Here is a 16,229-nt window from a genome sequence, read left to right on the forward strand (position 1 = left end):
CGGCTCAACCTTCGACCCCGCTGCCTTCGACATCGCCGAAGTCGATCGACGACTCGCAAAGATCAAACTCTGACCGTCAACACGGTGTCGGTCGGACGCTTACTAAAATCTCACTAAAGACGAGAGTAGTCGGACACGAAGGGCTGGGGTAAATGGCAAGGCGTCCCGTCTTTGAGCTGGTTTCCAGCACGCTTCGGGCAGCGCTTTCGCGGATCGCCTGTACCGCGGAACTGATCGTCCACTCAGACCAAGGCTGGCACTACAAGATGAAACCCTATCGAGAAATGCTCGCGCAGCGTGGAGTCAAGCAAAGCATGAGCCGTAAGGGCAACTGCTTTGCCAACGCGGCAATTGAGAGCTTCTTCGGCACGCTGAAGGCCGAGTATTTCCATCTTGAAGCACCCAATAGCCTTGATGCGCTTGAAGCGGGCGTAGATGATTACGTCCGCTATTACAACCACGAGCGCATAAAGCTCAGACTGAAAGGGCTTAGCCCAGTGGGATACCGGCTCAGAAACACCGCCTAGTTGGCGGCATTGCAACCGTCCAACTTCTGGGGTCAGTTCAAATCCGGGGCGGTTCAATGACCACTTGTCGGTATTTACTGTGGAAGCTTGCCTTTGCGCAAGGCAAGCAAGGCAAGTATGCCTACAGCAAACAAGAATCCGTTTGACGGCTCAGGAACAGTCGACGTGGGGCTGTAGGCAAACTCGCCTAATGTGATCGTGAATTGCTGATCCTCAACGTCAACAAATCGCACTGATGTGATTAGTTGTTGGCCCGCGTCCCAGCCTGCAAATTTTCCTTCATTTGCCGCTGTATCGACAGCAATGGTTCCCAAGAGTAAGTCGTTAGAGTAAAACTCCACCTGAGCATGATTGGGAACGTTGTACACGCCAACAAATCCGCCGGCCTGGGCGGCAGGTGTGGGCAGTGCAACTGAAATATAGTCGAGCTCTACATCGGTCATGATGCAGCCGCTTTCGCAAAGCTCGATCGAACCAGATGGATAGGTTCTAAATGATCCATTCCCAGATGTGAAGGTTAAACCTCCGGAAAAAACTGGTCCTGGGCGGCCAAAGTTTAAGGGCTGCGTTTCGAAAGTGACGAGCTTGGCGTCGGTCGAAAGCTCCTCGTACGAGATCTGCCCCGCGTGGGCAGCCATTGTCGCAACGGTAAGTGAGAACGCGGCAGCAATAAATCTGATGTTGGAAAGCATATGCCCTCTGTATGTGAGTTAGATTGAAAGCATGACATCGGTTGGTAAGGACTGCAACCAGGGCTTCCGCACTCGGATGTCATTTCCAAGCATTAAAAGGGGACAGACCACAATTTATTTCCCCGAATCTGCTCATACATCCACGCCGGGTCCATGTCCGCCCCGTTGGGCCAGGTCACGGCGCCGAGATTCAGGCATGCCTGATCGAAACAGGACTGGTCCTTGAGCGCTTCGAACATGCCGCATTCCGTGGCAGCCAGAATCGCCGAAAAATCCGCGATGCCCTTCGTGTCATCCATGAAGGTGACGGCGAGACGATAGTCGGGCAGCACCGAAAGTGCCTTGATCCGCCAGGGCGCGGCGGGGATTGCTCCAGTGGTTTGATCCGCTTCGGGTGTTGTCTGGATTGACACAGTTTCCAGTCCTCCATCCGTTCCGTGCGATGTTCGATCGCCCATTCGATTGTCAAGGCAAGTGCCCGGCGCGGCAGGCTGCCGCCGATCACTTCGAGCGTCCCGATGTCGATCAGGGCTTCGTGTTCGGCGTAAAGCGCATGGAAATGCGGCGGGGCGTGTTCGCGCCAGAACATCTGGATGACGATACCGAAGAACTGGCTGATTGTGCGGAGGACCGGGATTATGCCCCTGACGCCTGTGAGGTGTCCGAAAAACAATAGGGGTCAGACCCAATTTTCCCCGGTGGGAACAGGTCACAATCATTCCGCACAGTAGAAAAATCGATCCGGCCATTCAAAAATTTATGACGGCCCATCATTTTTAGTTTCGGTCATTGAAAACATGGGTGTGCCCTAAATTCCTATAAATCGTCGGGTTTTTTGAATTCTTCGCTCGCCGCGCAGTCGCTAAAGCCATCAGCCCCAGTGTCATCAATACTGAGATGGACGGCTCGGGTACAACAGTGACGGACTTCAGCATAGTGTCACCCATTATGTCGATGCGCGTTCCCTCGAATGGGCTGCTGTATACCTGAGAAACTCCGTAAAAGGACATTTCGTTAAAGGAGTTTTGAGTCACAGTCCCGACGCTGGCCTGCATTGCAGATATGAATTCCTCAGCAGACCATACCCGAAAGTCGGCGTTGGGAACCGGGCCTGCGGGTAGCTGAACGAAGCTTGAGCGTCCATACGACCACGTGTGTTGCAGTTCGCCAAAGGTCTCCCATCTGGTGAGGGTGCTGAAGGAAGCAATAGCGTCGACGGGCTGTGCACCTTCCTGATTGATGGGCGACGTCAGTCGTTGGCTGGCTTGTGTAAATAGTGGCCAAACGGCAGTTCCTGATGGTGGAAATCCGTTTGTCAAGTCTGCTGTATACGGCGTGGGTGTGGTGGAAGCGCCTGCTCCACCGGTGTACATCACGTTGCTATACCAGATTGAACCACTATTGCTCCATGCGTGCTGCGGTTGGTCAACTAAGGGGCTATCTAAATCAAATTGCGCGGTGTATTCGAAACGGCTGGGTTCGAACGCATAGTCGTATGTGACGTTCCAATTTCCGGTTTCCTGACTTAGCGTGGTGATTTGTCGTGATTGTGCAATTACCTCTATAACGACCTGAACAGTAGTGGCATGAGCTGCCACAGAGGCTCCCGCGATGCCGACAGCCAAAACCAAGTTTTTCATTTTTCTATCCATTTTCATGCGCAAGAGGAGGCTCATCTCGATATCCACAATTCTTTCTCGGAGAGGAATTCGTAGTGCCGAGTGGTCGTAGTCGATATTCTAAATTTTCAGATAAATCAAAAATTGATTGCTGGGTGGAAGCGTTTCAGAAATTTAGCTCTGTCGTCTGGACTTTAGGTGTTGGAAATCATCGATGCCAGTCGAGTATGGATATTATGGCCAGCTATGCGTTTCGGTTGCGAGAGCCTGCAACATAAATTTTCGATCTGTTTGGGTGATTGACAGTTCTTTTAGTTTGTGTTTTTTTTGAACATCGGGTGCGGCTCCGGAACTTCCGAACTCGAATGGCATATGTTAGGTTAAAAGGGGACAGACCACAATTTATTCATCCGCAGAACAATAGTGGACGTAGCAACATTTCCGCACAGTCTGCAACCGAGGCTGACGTCGCACGCACGGTCGCCTCCATTGCAGCCCCTGCTTACCGCTACGCATCGGGCACCCGAGTGCCCTCCCGCCGATTCACCAGATCGCCCGCACATGCGGGTAGCTCCTGATCTTTTCGTCGGCGCTGACCAGCGGCGCGGCGAACTTGCGCGCGGTGGCGACGATGATGCGGTCGGCCGGGTCCTTGTGGAAGTCGCCCGGCAGTTGCACGCTCTTCACGGCGATTTCGCTGTCCACCGGCACCATCTGCACCGCGTCGATCCGGCTGAGGGTGTCCAGCCAGGATGCGACGTCCATCGACAGTGCGACGCGCCCGCGCTCGACCAGCATGGCCAGTTCCCAGGCCGACATGCTTGAAACGAGGATCTGGCCGCCGTCCATTTCGGCGTCGATGGCCGACGCTGCGGCGGCGGACAATTGCGCGCGTTCGCCATTGGCCCACCACAGCAGTGCGTGGGTATCGAGCACGATCACCGCGCGGCGTCCCAGTCATCTTCGCCCACCGGTTCGGTCGGCCGGTCGTATCGCAGCACCGAGCCGCGCAGGATGTCCAGCGGCGAGCGCGCCTGCGGTGTGAAACGGCGTACTTCCAGCCGCGGTTCGCCGCGGTCGGTCACGATGAGGGATTCGCCGCTGCGTTCCACGTCGCGGAAGTATTCGAGCGCGCGCGCCTTGAACTGCGATTTGGATACTTCGGTACTCACATCGGGCCTCTTCTGAGCATGGTCACGGAACCATAGTCATGATAGGTGCGGATCGGGTGACAAACAAGTCGCCGCGGCCGCGGATGTTTTCCAGGCCGCGGCGCAGTGCTCCCATGGCCTGGACCGCCAGATGGATGTGCTGCGGATCCAGCGCGGCAAAGAAGGCAAGGACGCTGGCGTCAGCCCGTGCGCCCTTGCGCCGTTCGCTGATCACGTGGGTGCCGAGCAGCCAAATCAGCCTTGACGGGCGTTGAAGTCATCGTCTGTGCCCAGGTCGGGCATGGCGGCAAGCACGTCTTTCAGGCTGCGTCGCTCGGGGCGGGTGAGGGCGGCGCGCAGGATTTCGCGATGTTCCGCTTCGGCGCTGCGCCCATGCGCCATGGCCGCTTCCTTCAAGGCCTGGATGATGGCGGGGGCGACGTTCCGGACGATGAGATTGCTTGCCATGGTCGGTGCTCCTCCGGGGGATTGCAGTGCGTGCGGTGTGGTTTCTCCTGCAATCATTGCAAGCAGCACTATGGCTGCAGCGGTGTGGTTCCGTTTTCTCGGGTGGTGCCATGGAGTGACGGCACAGCCAGAGCACGTCACCTGTTCTCCGCCTGAATTCCCACATGCTCTCTCGTCCGCAGAGTGTCAGATCATTTCATGCACGTCATGGGCCATCACGGCCAGAAAAGTGACCAGGCCCAGGTAGATGAAGGCATATTCCGCACGCGTGCCGGCAGAGGCGGAGGCGTAGTAGTCGGGCGGCATGGCGTCGTCGCCCTTGAGTGCGCGCCACACCTGGGGCGCCGCGAGCAGTGCGACCAGGATCAGCAGGGGGCTTGGGCGCCAGAAGAATACGGCGATGAGCAGCGGCGCGCCGAGCAGCCAGACCTTGCGCGAGATCACTGCGGTCATTCGCCCGCCATCGAGCGGGGGAATCGGGATCAGGTTGAACAGATTCAGGAAGAAGCCCGAGTACGCCACGGCCAGCAGCAGCGAGCTGCCCTCGTTGCGTGCGAGAAAGTAGCAGGCCAAAGCGGCGGCGGTGCCGGCCAGGGGACCGGCCATGCCCACGTAGGCTTCGGTCTCGGCATTCATGGGCTGCTCTTTGAGTTCGATCCAGGCGCCCACGAAGGGAATGAAGGTCGGTGCGCCGACCTTCAGGCCCCGCTGTCGTGCCGCGACGTAATGCCCCATTTCGTGACAGAACAGCAGGGCGACAAAGCCCAGCGCATAGCGCCAGCCGAAGACCCATGCATAGGTGACCACCGACAGCAGCATGGTGCCGCCGGTGGTCATGATCTTGCCGAGTTTTGCGAGCTTGACGCCCCCGAGCAGCAGGGCGATCAGCGTTTTCATTCCGCCGTCTGCTTGCGCCCGAACAGCTTCTTGATGCCCGCGCCGATGCCGATCACGGCGATGAGCGCGATCTTCCAGAACTTGGCCAGGAAAATGCCCACCGTAGCGAGCAAGCCGAGCTTCTTGGCGGCCACGCCACCCACCAGCGCGGCCAGACCGTAGGCAGCCACGTCGTCGGTGCTGGCATTGAAATCCTCGTAGCGCTTGCCATCCGCAAAATGCAGGTTCTCGAGCATCTGATGGGCGATCGGTTTCTGCGCTTCGACGCTGGCCAGGTCGGTCACCAGGTTCATGGACACATAGCCTTCGCGACCCAGCAGGTAGGTGTTGTAGTTCACCCCGGGGCTGCCCTGATCGGACGTGGCCTCTTTGTCCCGCAGGCGGGCCGACCATACCAGGCGATGGCTGCTGGCCTGGTAGTGCGGGGCCTCGACCCAGCCGTCCACCGTGAATTCGGGAATCCCCTGCGAGCGTCGCGTCTCGTTGCCGGCTTCGGTGCCGTCCTTGAGGTTCTGAAGCAACTCGTCGGAATTCCAGTCACGCGCGTCGTCGTCCTTGATGTATCCGGCCTTGTCGAAGCGGACGGTGATGAAGCCGGACATGTTGTCGCCGATCACCATGCCCATGAAGCCGTCATCGGTCTGGTTGCCCATGGCGTGCATCAGCTTGGCCGCCGCTTCGGCGGGAACGAAGGCGAAGTGCTCGGGCACGTCGAGCGTCGCCTGTTCGCCGAGGCGGACCGATGTCGGCCCATCTTTCTCGGCGGCACGGACGGCGTCGACCGCCGCGTTGTATTCCGCTTCGAGAGCGGTGGGCGCAGGTTCGGCACTGACGGCGAGACCGGTGCTCAGGAGCAGGGCAAACAGCAGGCTGCGAAATGGGGCGTGACGCATGGGCATTCCTTTCTTCGTTTGGTCCGGCGATGATCTGGGCATCATAGTGATCGTGTTCGTGCTTGCGAAGTGAATAATTCGAGTAAGCGTGACCAGATCAAATTTCCCAGGCTGCGTGGCACGCGCGTCCGGTACGGATGCTTCGCGTGCATGGGCAAGCGCCATCGCTGCACTGCCTGGACGAACAATAGGGAAGAACAATAGGGGACGTAGCAACATTCCCGCACAGTCTGCAACCGAGGCTGACGACGCAGGCACGGTCGCCTCCATTGCAGCCCCTGCTTACCGCTACGCATCGGGCACCCGAATGCCCTCACGCCGTTTCACCAGATCACCCGCACGTGCGGGTGGCTCCTGATCTTTTCGTCGGCGCTGACGAGCGGTGCGGCGAACTTGCGCGCCGTGGCGACGATGATGCGGTCGGCCGGGTCCTTGTGGAAGTCGCCCGGCAGCTGCACCCTCCCGCGCCCGGCTGTCACGACCGGGCAGGCGCTCCGCGTCGCGGAAACAGACTGCGGACATACACGCAGATCGCGATGCCCGGGGGCAGGACCAACACAAGCAGCACGAGCGCCAGTGCGCCCAGGCGTGTCCATGGAAATTCGAGCGTCAGCGCGAAGTGATGGGGCGCATGCGGGCTCAGATATCCGTCGACGGTACGGCCTTCGAGGGCACGGAGCGCGGCGATGTGTGCGGCCGCAGCAGGGGCCGATCCGCTGAAATGTTCGAACGCGTGCTGGTCGCCGCGCGGCGTCCTGATGAGCAGTTCGGACTCGACGTCATGGTAGTGCGCGGCGTGAACCGGGTCGGCTATGCGTTCCTCCTGAACCCGCACGCGTTCGACCTGCACCGACTGCTTCGTCGAGGTGAAGTAGAAGGCGATGTCCGTGTAGTACCGCATCGCGAGGACGCCGGAAACTCCGATGCCGAGCGCAAGAATCAGCACGGCGGCAACGAAGGATTTCCAGTTCATCATCCTGTGATCGCGGTGTGGTGTGAGGCCCGGGCGACACCCTGTGCTCATCCCGTTCGGGGTATGCGCACTTTCGCCAGTTATCGGATTGGCGTACGCAATTCAGCGAATTTCATCAATCTTCAGCGCCGTTCAGTATCGTTGGCTGCATGCGGGAGGGCGGCTGTGTGCGGTGTGCGCCGCCTCGACATGCCGGCGGATTCTTTCCCCGAATTCCGGCGAAGCCTCTGGGTCAGGTCCGATTCCCCCGCCCCCGCCTCCGTTTCCGCGGCGCGAGCGGGGTCGGTTATCCGCTCTTCCTGAACACTCTTGCGCACGACCTGCGCTGATCCGCCGCAGCGTCCACATCGATCAGGCCAGTCGGGCGGGCGACTGTCGTGTGCGGCGCGCCATGCCGGCAACAAGGGCCAGTCCGGCGGCCATCATTCCCCAGGTTTCCGGCTCGGGCACCGGCAGCGAAAAGCTGCCCTGCGTGGTTTTGGAAATGACCTGCTCCACTTCCGGAGAATAGGTTTCCTGGCCGGTGAACGTGCCGCCGCCGGTGATGCCTGCAAACACACCGGTGCCACCCGTGAATGTGAAGGTGCCACCGAAATCATAGCGTTCGCCGATCCAGTTCTCGCCCTGGATGCCCGTCCGCTCGTAGTAGTCCACCCAGTAGAGGGCGGTGTAGCTGCCGTTCGCGTTGCCGCCGCTCAGAGCACAACCCCCATCGTTATAACAGTACGTGTGTTCCACGCCCGGCGTCGGGGCATAGAACTCGTAGAAGAGCGTGAGCGTCTGCTGTGTCTCGCTTTGCAGGGCGGACGGCAGGTTGCTGCCACCCGCCGCGAGAGTCAGCGTGTCCCGTCGCGTGTAGGGAAGCGGAAGCGTGAACTTGTACACGACGTCGCCCACGAAGGATTCGGTGAATTCGTAGGTGACGGTGGGCGTTGTCGCCTGAGCAAGTCCGCTGATGATGACGAGAGCCGATGCCAGAGTGCAGTGCTTGAGGAAGGGCATGAGTGGTGTCCGGATGTCGTATGAAGAATGGGTGCGATCTGTCATGATAAACTGCGCACGCACGGCCCAGCAAGGAATGCACCAGAAGTGAACCCCATATGGAACAGGCATTTATGCGGACAGCTGCTTCCGGGTGTAAGAAATTCCGACATGTATCCGAAGCAGTGCAGTGCGCCTGCCCGGGCGAGCGGCGCAATCGGGCACAGGCTCAATGCGGTCAAGCTCAGCCCGGGAGCGCGTGATCTGCGTACAAGGATCGCCGGGTTGTCGTGGTTTTCTCAATGCCTGACCAGACATCTGGAATTGCCCGCTCAATGGCACCGGGGACAAGTCCGGAGTATCCGAAACGGATGATCCGCCGGGCGCACGGGATCAGCGGTCCGCAGGCCAATGTGCCGCACCGGAACGCTCAGCCAGCATGACCAGCCGCTTGTCCGGGGCCCGTGGTTCGTCGTCCGGCGCGATCAGGGGTGAGGCGGGCAGATGCTTGTCCACAATGCCAATGACTTCATGGGTTTGATCCGCTCTGGATGTTGTCCGGATGTCTGCCGCTCCCGGTTGTTCATCGGTTCCAATGGCGATGTGGACCTTCGGTACTCATCCAGGCCCCTTCCCGGCATGGACGAGACGCCATTGTCACGGCAGGCGCCGGATCCGCTGCAAACCAGGACGTCCATCAAAACGGGCACATGAAATCCCGCTGCCACGTAGAGGCCTGGCGCGTCCATCGAGCGGGCGGCAGTCTTCGAGGCTGTAAAATCCCCTCCGCACCCATGCCGCTGTGCGGTGCATCGCTTCAAAACCCGCGACTTCTGCCCGCAAGGCAGCGCCGCCGACACGACGGACGCCTGCCACCGATGCATCCGCGAACGATCGATACCCGCTTGCTGAACCCGCCAGAGCGCCCCGAACTCGCGGGTCTGCCCCGGTTTGCACTTGAGTTTCTGTGGTTCGGGCTGAAAGAAGCGCGTGCCTGTCTGTTCGCGGGCCTGTTCTTCGCGGCGGTCTTCCTGATGCCGCGCAGCGGGCTGTGGGGCGTGCCGCGCTATGATCTGCTGCTGGGTGTGGCGCTGGTAATCCAGTTCTGGATGGTGTGGGCGAAGCTGGAGACGCTGGACGAACTGAAGGCGATATCGCTTTTCCACGTCGTGGGTTTTGCGCTTGAGGTATTCAAGACTTCGGGCGGCATCCAGTCATGGTCATATCCGGATTTCGCCTGGACCAAGGTGTTCGGTGTGCCGCTCTTCTCCGGTTTCATGTACGCCGCTGTCGGCAGCTACATCATCCAGGCCTGGCGAATGTTCGCACTGCGCATCGAGCACCACCCTCCCTACTGGATGGCGGGACTTGTCGCCCTGCTCATCTACGCGAATTTCTTCACCCACCATTACGTCGGTGATTTCCGTGGCTACATCGCTGCCTGCGCGCTTGGCCTGTATGCGCGCGCGACGGTGGTGTTCCGCCCGCTCGACCGCGAGCGCCGCATGCCTCTGCTGCTGGCGTTCTTGCTGATCGGATTCTTTATCTGGCTGGCCGAGAACATCAGCACCTTCTTCGGCATCTGGGCGTATCCGAACCAGCTGGGTGCATGGTCGGCAGTCCATATCGGCAAGTGGGGCGCATGGTCGCTGCTGGTCATCATGTCGTTCACCATGGTTGCCAATCTGAAGCATATTCGTTCGGTCGTGCATGTGCCGCCTTAGCAACAACAGGGGACGAGCAACAACAGGGGACGTAGCAACATTTCCGGCACTGCCAGCTGCTCGCGCTGATGCGGGTGCGTCGGTACAACCATGGTGTCACCTCTTCCGGGAGCACCGCCAATGACGAGCACCGCAACGCTCAGGCTGTCCGACGAACTGAAGGTGCGCATCGCCGCGGCGGCGCAGCAGTCAGGCAAGACCGCGCATGCCTTCATGGTCGAGGCGCTGGAACTGCAGACCGAGCTGGCCGAACGTCGCAGTGCCTTCGTAGCCGATGCGCTGCTGGCGCGGGAAGAGGTCGCGCGTTACGGGCTGGTGGTGGATGCCGACGAGGTGTTCGATTACCTGAAGGCGCGCGCCGAAGGAAAGGCCGCCCGAAAACCCGACCCGTCGGGGATTTGAGCACCGACCTGCATTGAGCACCCGTCTGGTTCTGGCGCCGCGCGCGCTGACCGAATGTCTGCTGCAAGCGGACGCGCCCGTGACGGCTGCAGAAACGCTTCCCTTGCTGCAGTCAGTTCTAGCGCTGTTGCGCCAGCATCCGTTGATCGGCCGCAAGGTCGAACACGGTCTGCGCGAGTTGGTTATTTCGCACGACCGGACGGGTTACGTGGCCCTGTATGACTATGACGCGGGCCGCCACATGGCGATCGTGCTGGCGGCGAGACATCAGCGCGAGGGCGATTACGCGGATTGAGCGCTGTGGCTTCGTCCCTGCGCGCGGGTTGCGCCGTCGGACAGCCTTGCCGGTCTCCTGCATCCAGGCGGGGATGTCGCGCTGACCCTGCTACACGCGCCAGACGCCGATAGGGTCAGGGCGCTCGATGTAGAACACGAGATGTGGGTAGTTCGTCAGTGGCCAGGTACGCAGACCCGGCAGATCGAGCTCGTGGGAAACCTCAAGGTCAGACCTCATTTTCCAGTGCGGGACGATTGCTTGAGATGCCTGACGTAACGCGGAAACAAGGCTATTTGTCATAGTTCGTCGGTAAAGTGTGGTTCTCGTTTCGGCTTGGATCTTTCCCATGCATCGTTTTTTCGCCGCCATCCTCTCCTTCCTTGCTCTATATGGAACAGGCGAAGCGTCAAATGCCATTGTGATCGACGCACCGACCGCTGACGTCCGACTTCGGCTCTCCGACTTCGCTGAGGTGGTTGACGGAGCCGATGTGGCCTTCCTGGATGCCTACGAGCAATCCCGCCTGCTTGTCACTGACGGCAAGGTCAGCTTCCTCACACTTCATGACAATGCTTCTGCTGTGATCAATGGTGGCGAGATCAGCTGGATTCACTTGCACGACCGTAGTGTCGTTCGGCTTACCGATGCTGACAGCTTGGGGTGGCTCGTCTTTCACGGTGCCGACTCCAGGGCAGACATTGTTGCGAACAATGTCAGCTACGAAGATGGCGTGCTTAAGGGCTCCTGGGCGAATGGCACCACTTTCTCGTTCTGGGCAATCCACGAAGGACTGCAGATTCCGATTGCAATCCCGCCCAACATATTTGTTACGCCCATTCCCGAGCCCAGTCCCTGGATGCTCTTTGCGCTTTCCGTACCTGTCCTTCTCACGGGTCACCGCTCCAGGTCGGGTACTCGGTAAATCCGCCCTTTTTCACCAAGATCGCCCGCACATGCGGATAGGTCCTGATTGGCTCACCTGTTCGTCTGCGCAGGACTTCAGCGTGCCCGGCAGGAAATCGTGCTGATGACCCCAAAACTAGAAGGCTTGGCAAAATCAGGCAAGACTGCTTGCGGATCCATCCCGTAGGTTGGGGTGAGCGCAGCGATGCCCAACATGAGCCCGCACAGAAGCGTGCAGTGCGCGCAGCTTGGCGTGAGCGCAGCAGCGCCCGGCGTCATGCGCGTGGCGCGAGATACCGCTGGTGACCAGCGAAGCGGTTCCCTTCGAGCGCATCGGCAGCACACGAGCGCGGGCCCGTTGCGCGAAACATGTACCCTGCCTCGGAACCGCGCCGGCGTCCCCGCGTCGACCGTCGGTCTGACTGCCCCTTCGGAGAGTGCCGTGTCCCTGCTACGTCTGAGTGTCCTGCTGTGTGCGGTGCTGATGCCGCTCTGCCTTCCCGCGCGTGCGGCGGAAGACCGTGCGGCTGAAGACGTTTCGAAGCTGTCCTACGATGCCCGGCTGACCGGCTACGAATACGCGTTCGCGGTGAAGTTCTTCCCGATCGCGTCGCAGGGCCAGTCGCTGGAAATGGCGTACATCTTTCTTCCGGGCGAGGCCGGAAAGCCGGTGGTCACGCTGTTGCACGGCAAGAATTTCAACGCCGATTACTGGGCGTCCACCGCCCGCCATCTGCAGAAGCAGGGCTATGGCGTGTTGATGCCCGACCAGATCGGGTTCGGCAAGTCGTCCAAGCCGATGCAGTACCAGTATTCGTTTCCCGTGTTGGCGAGCCACACGCGCGCGCTGATGAAGTCGCTCGGCATCGAAAGATCGGTCGTCATCGGGCATTCGATGGGCGGCATGCTGGCCAGTCGCTTCGCGTTGATGTATCCGCAGGCGGTGCAGCAACTGGTGCTGGTGAACCCGATCGGCCTGGAAAACTACCTGAAGTATGCCGAGTACAAGGACACCGATTTCTTCTACAAGGCCGAGCAGGCGCAGACGGCCGCGGGCATCGCCAGATATCAGCGCGACAATTACTACGCAGGCCAGTGGAATGAACGCTACGAGGCGCTGACCCGCTTTCTCGTCGGCCAGCTCCAGGGGCCGGACAAGGCGCAGGTGGCGTGGGTCAATGCGCTGACCTACGACATGATCTTCACCCAGCCGGTCGTGACCGAATTCGGTGACCTGTCGGTGCCGGTCAGCCTGATCATCGGAACGCGCGATCGCACCGGCCCCGGTCGAGGCTGGATGAGAGCCGGCGTCGACTACGAACCGGGGCGCTACGACCGGCTCGGCAAGACCGCCTCCGCGCTCATTCCCGGCGCCGTGCTGTACGAGCTTCCGGATCTGGGCCATCTGCCGCAGATCGAGAATTTCGACGTGTTCACCGGGGAGCTGGACAAGGCGCTGGCCGGCCGCAGGTAGTTCGCAGCACTGCGCGAGCTGAATGCTGGTGAGGGCTGAATGGTCGAGCCGGACACCGATGATATGTGCCCGTACCGCAGGCGCGAATTCAGCAAGTGGATGCCACGGCGCATGTCGCTTCAGCGAGCGCCTCCGGCACGGCGCGAGCCGGTCAGCCTGCCCGAACCGGGCCACCGGTGCCGAGGGCGCTGCGCCGCATAGTCTCAACGGCTCATGGAACGGGCCCCGGTCCGATTGATCATTCGTCACACTCCCGCCGCAGCATCCCTCGTTGAATTCCGACCGAGGGCACTACCGTGACGCACCCCTTCCGCAGCCTGATCGCGCGGCTCTATGGCCGCATCGTTCTGGCCGCCGTACTCCTCGCATGCAATGCCGCCTGGGCGACCGACATGGTCCCCTATCTCCAGACGCCCACCGCGACATCCATCTGGGTGAGCTGGAAGACGTCGACGTCCGGCGGTTCGATCGTCGAGTACGGCACGTCGGAGAGCAAGCTCGACCGGCAGGCCAGCGGCTCGAACCAGCAGCTGTCATCGAACTACTTCTTCCACGGCGTCCAGCTGTCGGGCCTGGCTCCGGATACCTTCTACTACTACCGCGTGCGCACCAACACCGTGGTCTCGGACGTGTTCCGCTTCCGCACACAGCCGGATTCGTCGAAGGTCAGCGGCAAGTACCGCATCCTCGTGGCGGGCGACCACCAGATCCGTGACCAGAGCCGCTACCTGACGTTGCTGAACGCGGCGCGCGCGAAGATCGAATCGCTGTACGGCCAACCGCTGGAAGAGGTCATCAACATCGTCATCAACGACGGCGACCAGGTCGACGTCGGCACGCTGGACCACTACGAAAACCTGCACTTCCGGCAGTCCGAGCCGCTGTCGAAGAACGTGCCCATCATGACGACGATCGGCAATCACGAGGTCTATTACGACAACGGGATGACCAACTGGAAGGCGCACTTCTTCATCGACGGCATCAACTACAAGGGCAACGCGCCCGGCCCGGATGAGCGCTACTACGCCAACCATGTGGGTCGCGTGCTGTTCATCCACCTCGACAGCGAAGCCCCCACGGCCACGCAGAAGGAATGGGCGCGCAGCGTGATCACCGCCGCCGACGCCGACCCGCAAGTGGATTGGGTCATCAGCGTGGTGCACCGTCCGTACCAGGCGGAACAGTACGTGGGCGACATCTCGGGCTGGTTCCGCGACCAGGTCATGCCCATCCTGTCCATGTCGCGCAAGCACGTGCTCAACGTCGCCGGCCATCACCATCTGTACGCCCGCGGACAGGCCCGCGACTGGTCCACCTACCACATGATTTCCGGCGGCACGGCGTGGGACCAGTACTGGGGCCAATCCACCGAGAAGGACTTTGACGACGTCCAGAAGACGATCGCCAACTGGACCTGGCAGCTGGTCGAAATCGACGTGGCGACCAAGGAAATGACGGTCCGCTCATATTCGGAGGCGCATCCCAAGCTCGGCTTCGTCTATACCAGCCGGCAGACTGACGAGTTCCATCGCAACCTGAACCACGGCGCGCCGGAAAAGCCGCAACTGACCAACACCCTCGATGGTCCGGTCACGCTGCCCTACACCTTCACCAGCTCGGACTTCGAGTCGACCTTCCCGGAAGAGCTGAACACCACGCAGTTCCAGTTCTCTCGCAATGACAGCTTCACCGATCTCGTGCTGGACAGCGTGCGCGACTACGAGAACATCTACGGTGACACCGGCGCGCCGGACTACGAGCCGGTGGACATCAACGCCGGGCTGGACATCATGTCGTACGTGGTGCCCGAGTTCGGTCTGCCCAACGGCGACTACTTCGTGCGCGTGCGCCACCGTGACCGCAACGTGGAGTGGTCGCCCTGGTCGGACAGCCTGTCCTTCAAGGTGGAAGGCAGCACCACCGGCACGCCGGCCCTGAGCCTGTCGAAGAAGGCATTCGCACCGGGCGAGAAGGTGCGCGTCGATTACGCAAACGGCTACGGCAAGCCCAAGGACTGGATCGGCGTCTACAAGGCCGGCCAGAAGCCCGGCAGCGTCACCTCCCAGAAGTTCGCCTACGTGTCCGGTCCCAATGGTCATGTCGAGTTCTCGGGCCTGACGGCCGGTGTCGAGTATTACGCCGCCTTCTTCACCGACGACGGCTACACGGAAATCGCCGACCGGGTGAACTTCTATGTCGGCAACATTCCCGTCGTCAGCATCGACAAGACCGAACTGGCAGTCGGCGAAACCGTCAGCTTCAGCTGGGTCAATGCGCAAGGCGGCGCCAAGGACTGGATCGGCATCTACCGCGTCGGCCAGGTCCCCGGGCAGACCGGCTCCACCCAGTACAAGTACGTGCCGAGTGTCAGTGGCAGCGTCAGCTTCAGCGGCCTGGCCAAGGGGTATTACTACGCCGGCTTCTTCGTCAATGACGGCTACTTCGAACTGATCGACCGCATCGGCTTCTCGGTCGGCGACCGGATCGCCACGGTGACGATGGCGAAGCGGGCGCTGGAGTCGGGCGAAGACTTCGACATCAGCTTCGCCGACGGCCCCGGCATACCCAAGGACTACATCGGTATCTTCAAGCTGGGAGACACTCCGGGCGTCGACAAGCTGATCGGCTATTACTACTTCGAAGGGAAGACGAGCGGCAGCGTGCGCGTCACCGACGACCTGGCCGACGGCAACTACTTCGCGGCCATGTATACGAACGACTCCTACACGGAAGTCTCGAACCGGGTCGAGTTCTCGGTCGGCGATTCGCAACTGCCGCCGCCGGCGGCCACCCTGACCGCCGCGAAGAGCGAGTTCTTCGACACCGAAGCCGTCGTGCTGAACTGGGCCAACACCCCGGGCGGCGCGAAGGACTGGATCGGCATCTACCGGAAGGGTCAGACGCCGGGCACCGTCAATTCGGTCAAATGGACGTACGTCGCCGCTACGTCCGGCAGCGCAAGCTTCAGCGGTCTCGCGACCGGCGAGTACTTCGCCGCCTTCCTGCTCAACGACGGCTACACCGAGGGCGCGCCCCGCGTCGCCTTCAAGGTGGTGAAGCTGGGCGACATCAACGGCGACGGCAAGGTCGACGTGGCCGACCGCAACGCCCAGCGCGCGGCGATGGGCAGCTGCGCCGGCGATGGCCGCTACGTTGCCGCGGCCAACTTCGACAGCGACAGCTGCATCACGCAGCAGGACTACAAGCTGTGGTACGCGATCTTCAAGCAGCAGTGACGCTGCCCACTG

The 16,229-nt window shown here is 60.8% G+C and carries 19 protein-coding genes and 2 pseudogenes; 7 read left to right on the forward strand and 14 right to left on the reverse strand.

From position 1 onward, the window contains the following. Positions 1-155: 155 nt before the first annotated feature. Positions 156-527: pseudogene (locus NMQ14_RS14580) on the forward strand (IS3 family transposase); the annotation flags it as partial. A gap of 74 nt (positions 528-601) precedes the next feature. Here NMQ14_RS14580 and NMQ14_RS14585 read toward each other — a convergent pair. From NMQ14_RS14585 to NMQ14_RS14645, 13 genes and pseudogenes are all read right to left on the reverse strand, one after another. Next, a complete protein-coding gene (locus NMQ14_RS14585; protein ID WP_257097276.1) occupies positions 602-1,219 on the reverse strand; it encodes a PEP-CTERM sorting domain-containing protein in 618 nt (205 codons plus the stop codon). Positions 1,220-1,311: 92 nt separating this feature from the next. Next, complete coding sequence (locus tag NMQ14_RS14590; RefSeq protein WP_257097278.1) at positions 1,312-1,632, reverse strand: DUF2442 domain-containing protein; 321 nt, start codon at positions 1,630-1,632, stop codon at positions 1,312-1,314. Between the two features lie 62 nt (positions 1,633-1,694). Beyond that, positions 1,695-1,808, reverse strand: a pseudogene (locus NMQ14_RS14595) (DUF4160 domain-containing protein); the annotation flags it as partial. A gap of 187 nt (positions 1,809-1,995) precedes the next feature. Further along, positions 1,996-2,895, reverse strand: coding sequence for a PEP-CTERM sorting domain-containing protein (locus NMQ14_RS14600; RefSeq protein ID WP_257097280.1), 900 nt, complete (start codon positions 2,893-2,895; stop codon positions 1,996-1,998). A 486-nt stretch (positions 2,896-3,381) separates the two neighbouring features. After that, positions 3,382-3,780, reverse strand: coding sequence for a type II toxin-antitoxin system VapC family toxin (locus NMQ14_RS14605; protein ID WP_257097283.1), 399 nt, complete (start codon positions 3,778-3,780; stop codon positions 3,382-3,384). After that, positions 3,777-4,010, reverse strand: a complete 234-nt coding sequence (locus NMQ14_RS14610) for a type II toxin-antitoxin system Phd/YefM family antitoxin (RefSeq protein WP_257097285.1) — start codon at positions 4,008-4,010, stop codon at positions 3,777-3,779. The genes NMQ14_RS14605 and NMQ14_RS14610 overlap by 4 nt, the downstream gene beginning before the upstream one ends. Positions 4,011-4,032: 22 nt before the next feature. Next, a complete protein-coding gene (locus tag NMQ14_RS14615; RefSeq protein WP_257097287.1) occupies positions 4,033-4,224 on the reverse strand; it encodes a hypothetical protein in 192 nt (63 codons plus the stop codon). 20 nt (positions 4,225-4,244) lie between these two features. Further along, the gene (locus NMQ14_RS14620; protein ID WP_257097289.1) at positions 4,245-4,457 is read right to left on the reverse strand and encodes a DNA-binding protein; all 213 of its coding nucleotides are present in this window, start codon (positions 4,455-4,457) and stop codon (positions 4,245-4,247) included. Positions 4,458-4,643: 186 nt separating this feature from the next. After that, on the reverse strand, positions 4,644-5,354 hold the full coding sequence (locus tag NMQ14_RS14625) for a site-2 protease family protein (RefSeq protein WP_257097291.1): 711 nt from the start codon (positions 5,352-5,354) through the stop codon (positions 4,644-4,646). After that, a complete protein-coding gene (locus tag NMQ14_RS14630; RefSeq protein ID WP_257097293.1) occupies positions 5,351-6,517 on the reverse strand; it encodes a DUF2167 domain-containing protein in 1,167 nt (388 codons plus the stop codon). Before NMQ14_RS14630 ends, NMQ14_RS14625 begins: the two co-directional genes overlap by 4 nt. Positions 6,518-6,570: 53 nt before the next feature. Next, positions 6,571-6,726, reverse strand: a complete 156-nt coding sequence (locus NMQ14_RS14635) for a hypothetical protein (protein WP_257097295.1) — start codon at positions 6,724-6,726, stop codon at positions 6,571-6,573. Then, a complete protein-coding gene (locus NMQ14_RS14640) occupies positions 6,723-7,223 on the reverse strand; it encodes a hypothetical protein (protein WP_257097297.1) in 501 nt (166 codons plus the stop codon). Before NMQ14_RS14640 ends, NMQ14_RS14635 begins: the two co-directional genes overlap by 4 nt. Positions 7,224-7,571: 348 nt before the next feature. Further along, entirely contained in the window at positions 7,572-8,222 is a 651-nt protein-coding gene (locus NMQ14_RS14645; protein ID WP_257097299.1) for a PEP-CTERM sorting domain-containing protein, read from the reverse strand. 857 nt (positions 8,223-9,079) lie between these two features. Here NMQ14_RS14645 and NMQ14_RS14650 point away from each other — a divergent pair. From NMQ14_RS14650 to NMQ14_RS14660, 3 genes are all read left to right on the forward strand, one after another. Next, positions 9,080-9,925: a DUF817 domain-containing protein gene (locus NMQ14_RS14650; RefSeq protein ID WP_257097301.1), complete on the forward strand. Its 846-nt coding sequence runs from the start codon at positions 9,080-9,082 to the stop codon at positions 9,923-9,925. A 120-nt stretch (positions 9,926-10,045) separates the two neighbouring features. After that, positions 10,046-10,327 (forward strand): CopG family ribbon-helix-helix protein, encoded by a 282-nt coding sequence (locus NMQ14_RS14655; protein ID WP_257097303.1) that lies wholly within the window; start codon positions 10,046-10,048, stop codon positions 10,325-10,327. Between the two features lie 13 nt (positions 10,328-10,340). Then, the gene (locus tag NMQ14_RS14660) at positions 10,341-10,622 is read left to right on the forward strand and encodes a type II toxin-antitoxin system RelE/ParE family toxin (protein ID WP_257097305.1); all 282 of its coding nucleotides are present in this window, start codon (positions 10,341-10,343) and stop codon (positions 10,620-10,622) included. Positions 10,623-10,712: 90 nt separating this feature from the next. On the opposite strand, the gene NMQ14_RS14665 is transcribed toward NMQ14_RS14660, so the two are convergent. Further along, on the reverse strand, positions 10,713-10,841 hold the full coding sequence (locus NMQ14_RS14665) for a hypothetical protein (RefSeq protein ID WP_257097307.1): 129 nt from the start codon (positions 10,839-10,841) through the stop codon (positions 10,713-10,715). Positions 10,842-10,950: 109 nt separating this feature from the next. Between NMQ14_RS14665 and NMQ14_RS14670 the strand changes: the two genes are divergently transcribed. The 3 genes from NMQ14_RS14670 to NMQ14_RS14680 all read left to right on the forward strand — a co-directional run bounded on the left by NMQ14_RS14670 (position 10,951) and on the right by NMQ14_RS14680 (position 16,217). Then, on the forward strand, positions 10,951-11,526 hold the full coding sequence (locus tag NMQ14_RS14670; RefSeq protein ID WP_257097309.1) for a hypothetical protein: 576 nt from the start codon (positions 10,951-10,953) through the stop codon (positions 11,524-11,526). 423 nt (positions 11,527-11,949) lie between these two features. After that, a complete protein-coding gene (locus NMQ14_RS14675) occupies positions 11,950-12,981 on the forward strand; it encodes an alpha/beta fold hydrolase (protein ID WP_257097311.1) in 1,032 nt (343 codons plus the stop codon). A gap of 296 nt (positions 12,982-13,277) precedes the next feature. Beyond that, positions 13,278-16,217, forward strand: a complete 2,940-nt coding sequence (locus NMQ14_RS14680) for a fibronectin type III domain-containing protein (protein ID WP_257097313.1) — start codon at positions 13,278-13,280, stop codon at positions 16,215-16,217. Positions 16,218-16,229: the final 12 nt, after the last annotated feature.

Source organism: Methyloversatilis sp. XJ19-13 (assembly GCF_024580155.1).
In the GTDB taxonomy this organism is placed as follows: domain Bacteria; phylum Pseudomonadota; class Gammaproteobacteria; order Burkholderiales; family Rhodocyclaceae; genus Methyloversatilis.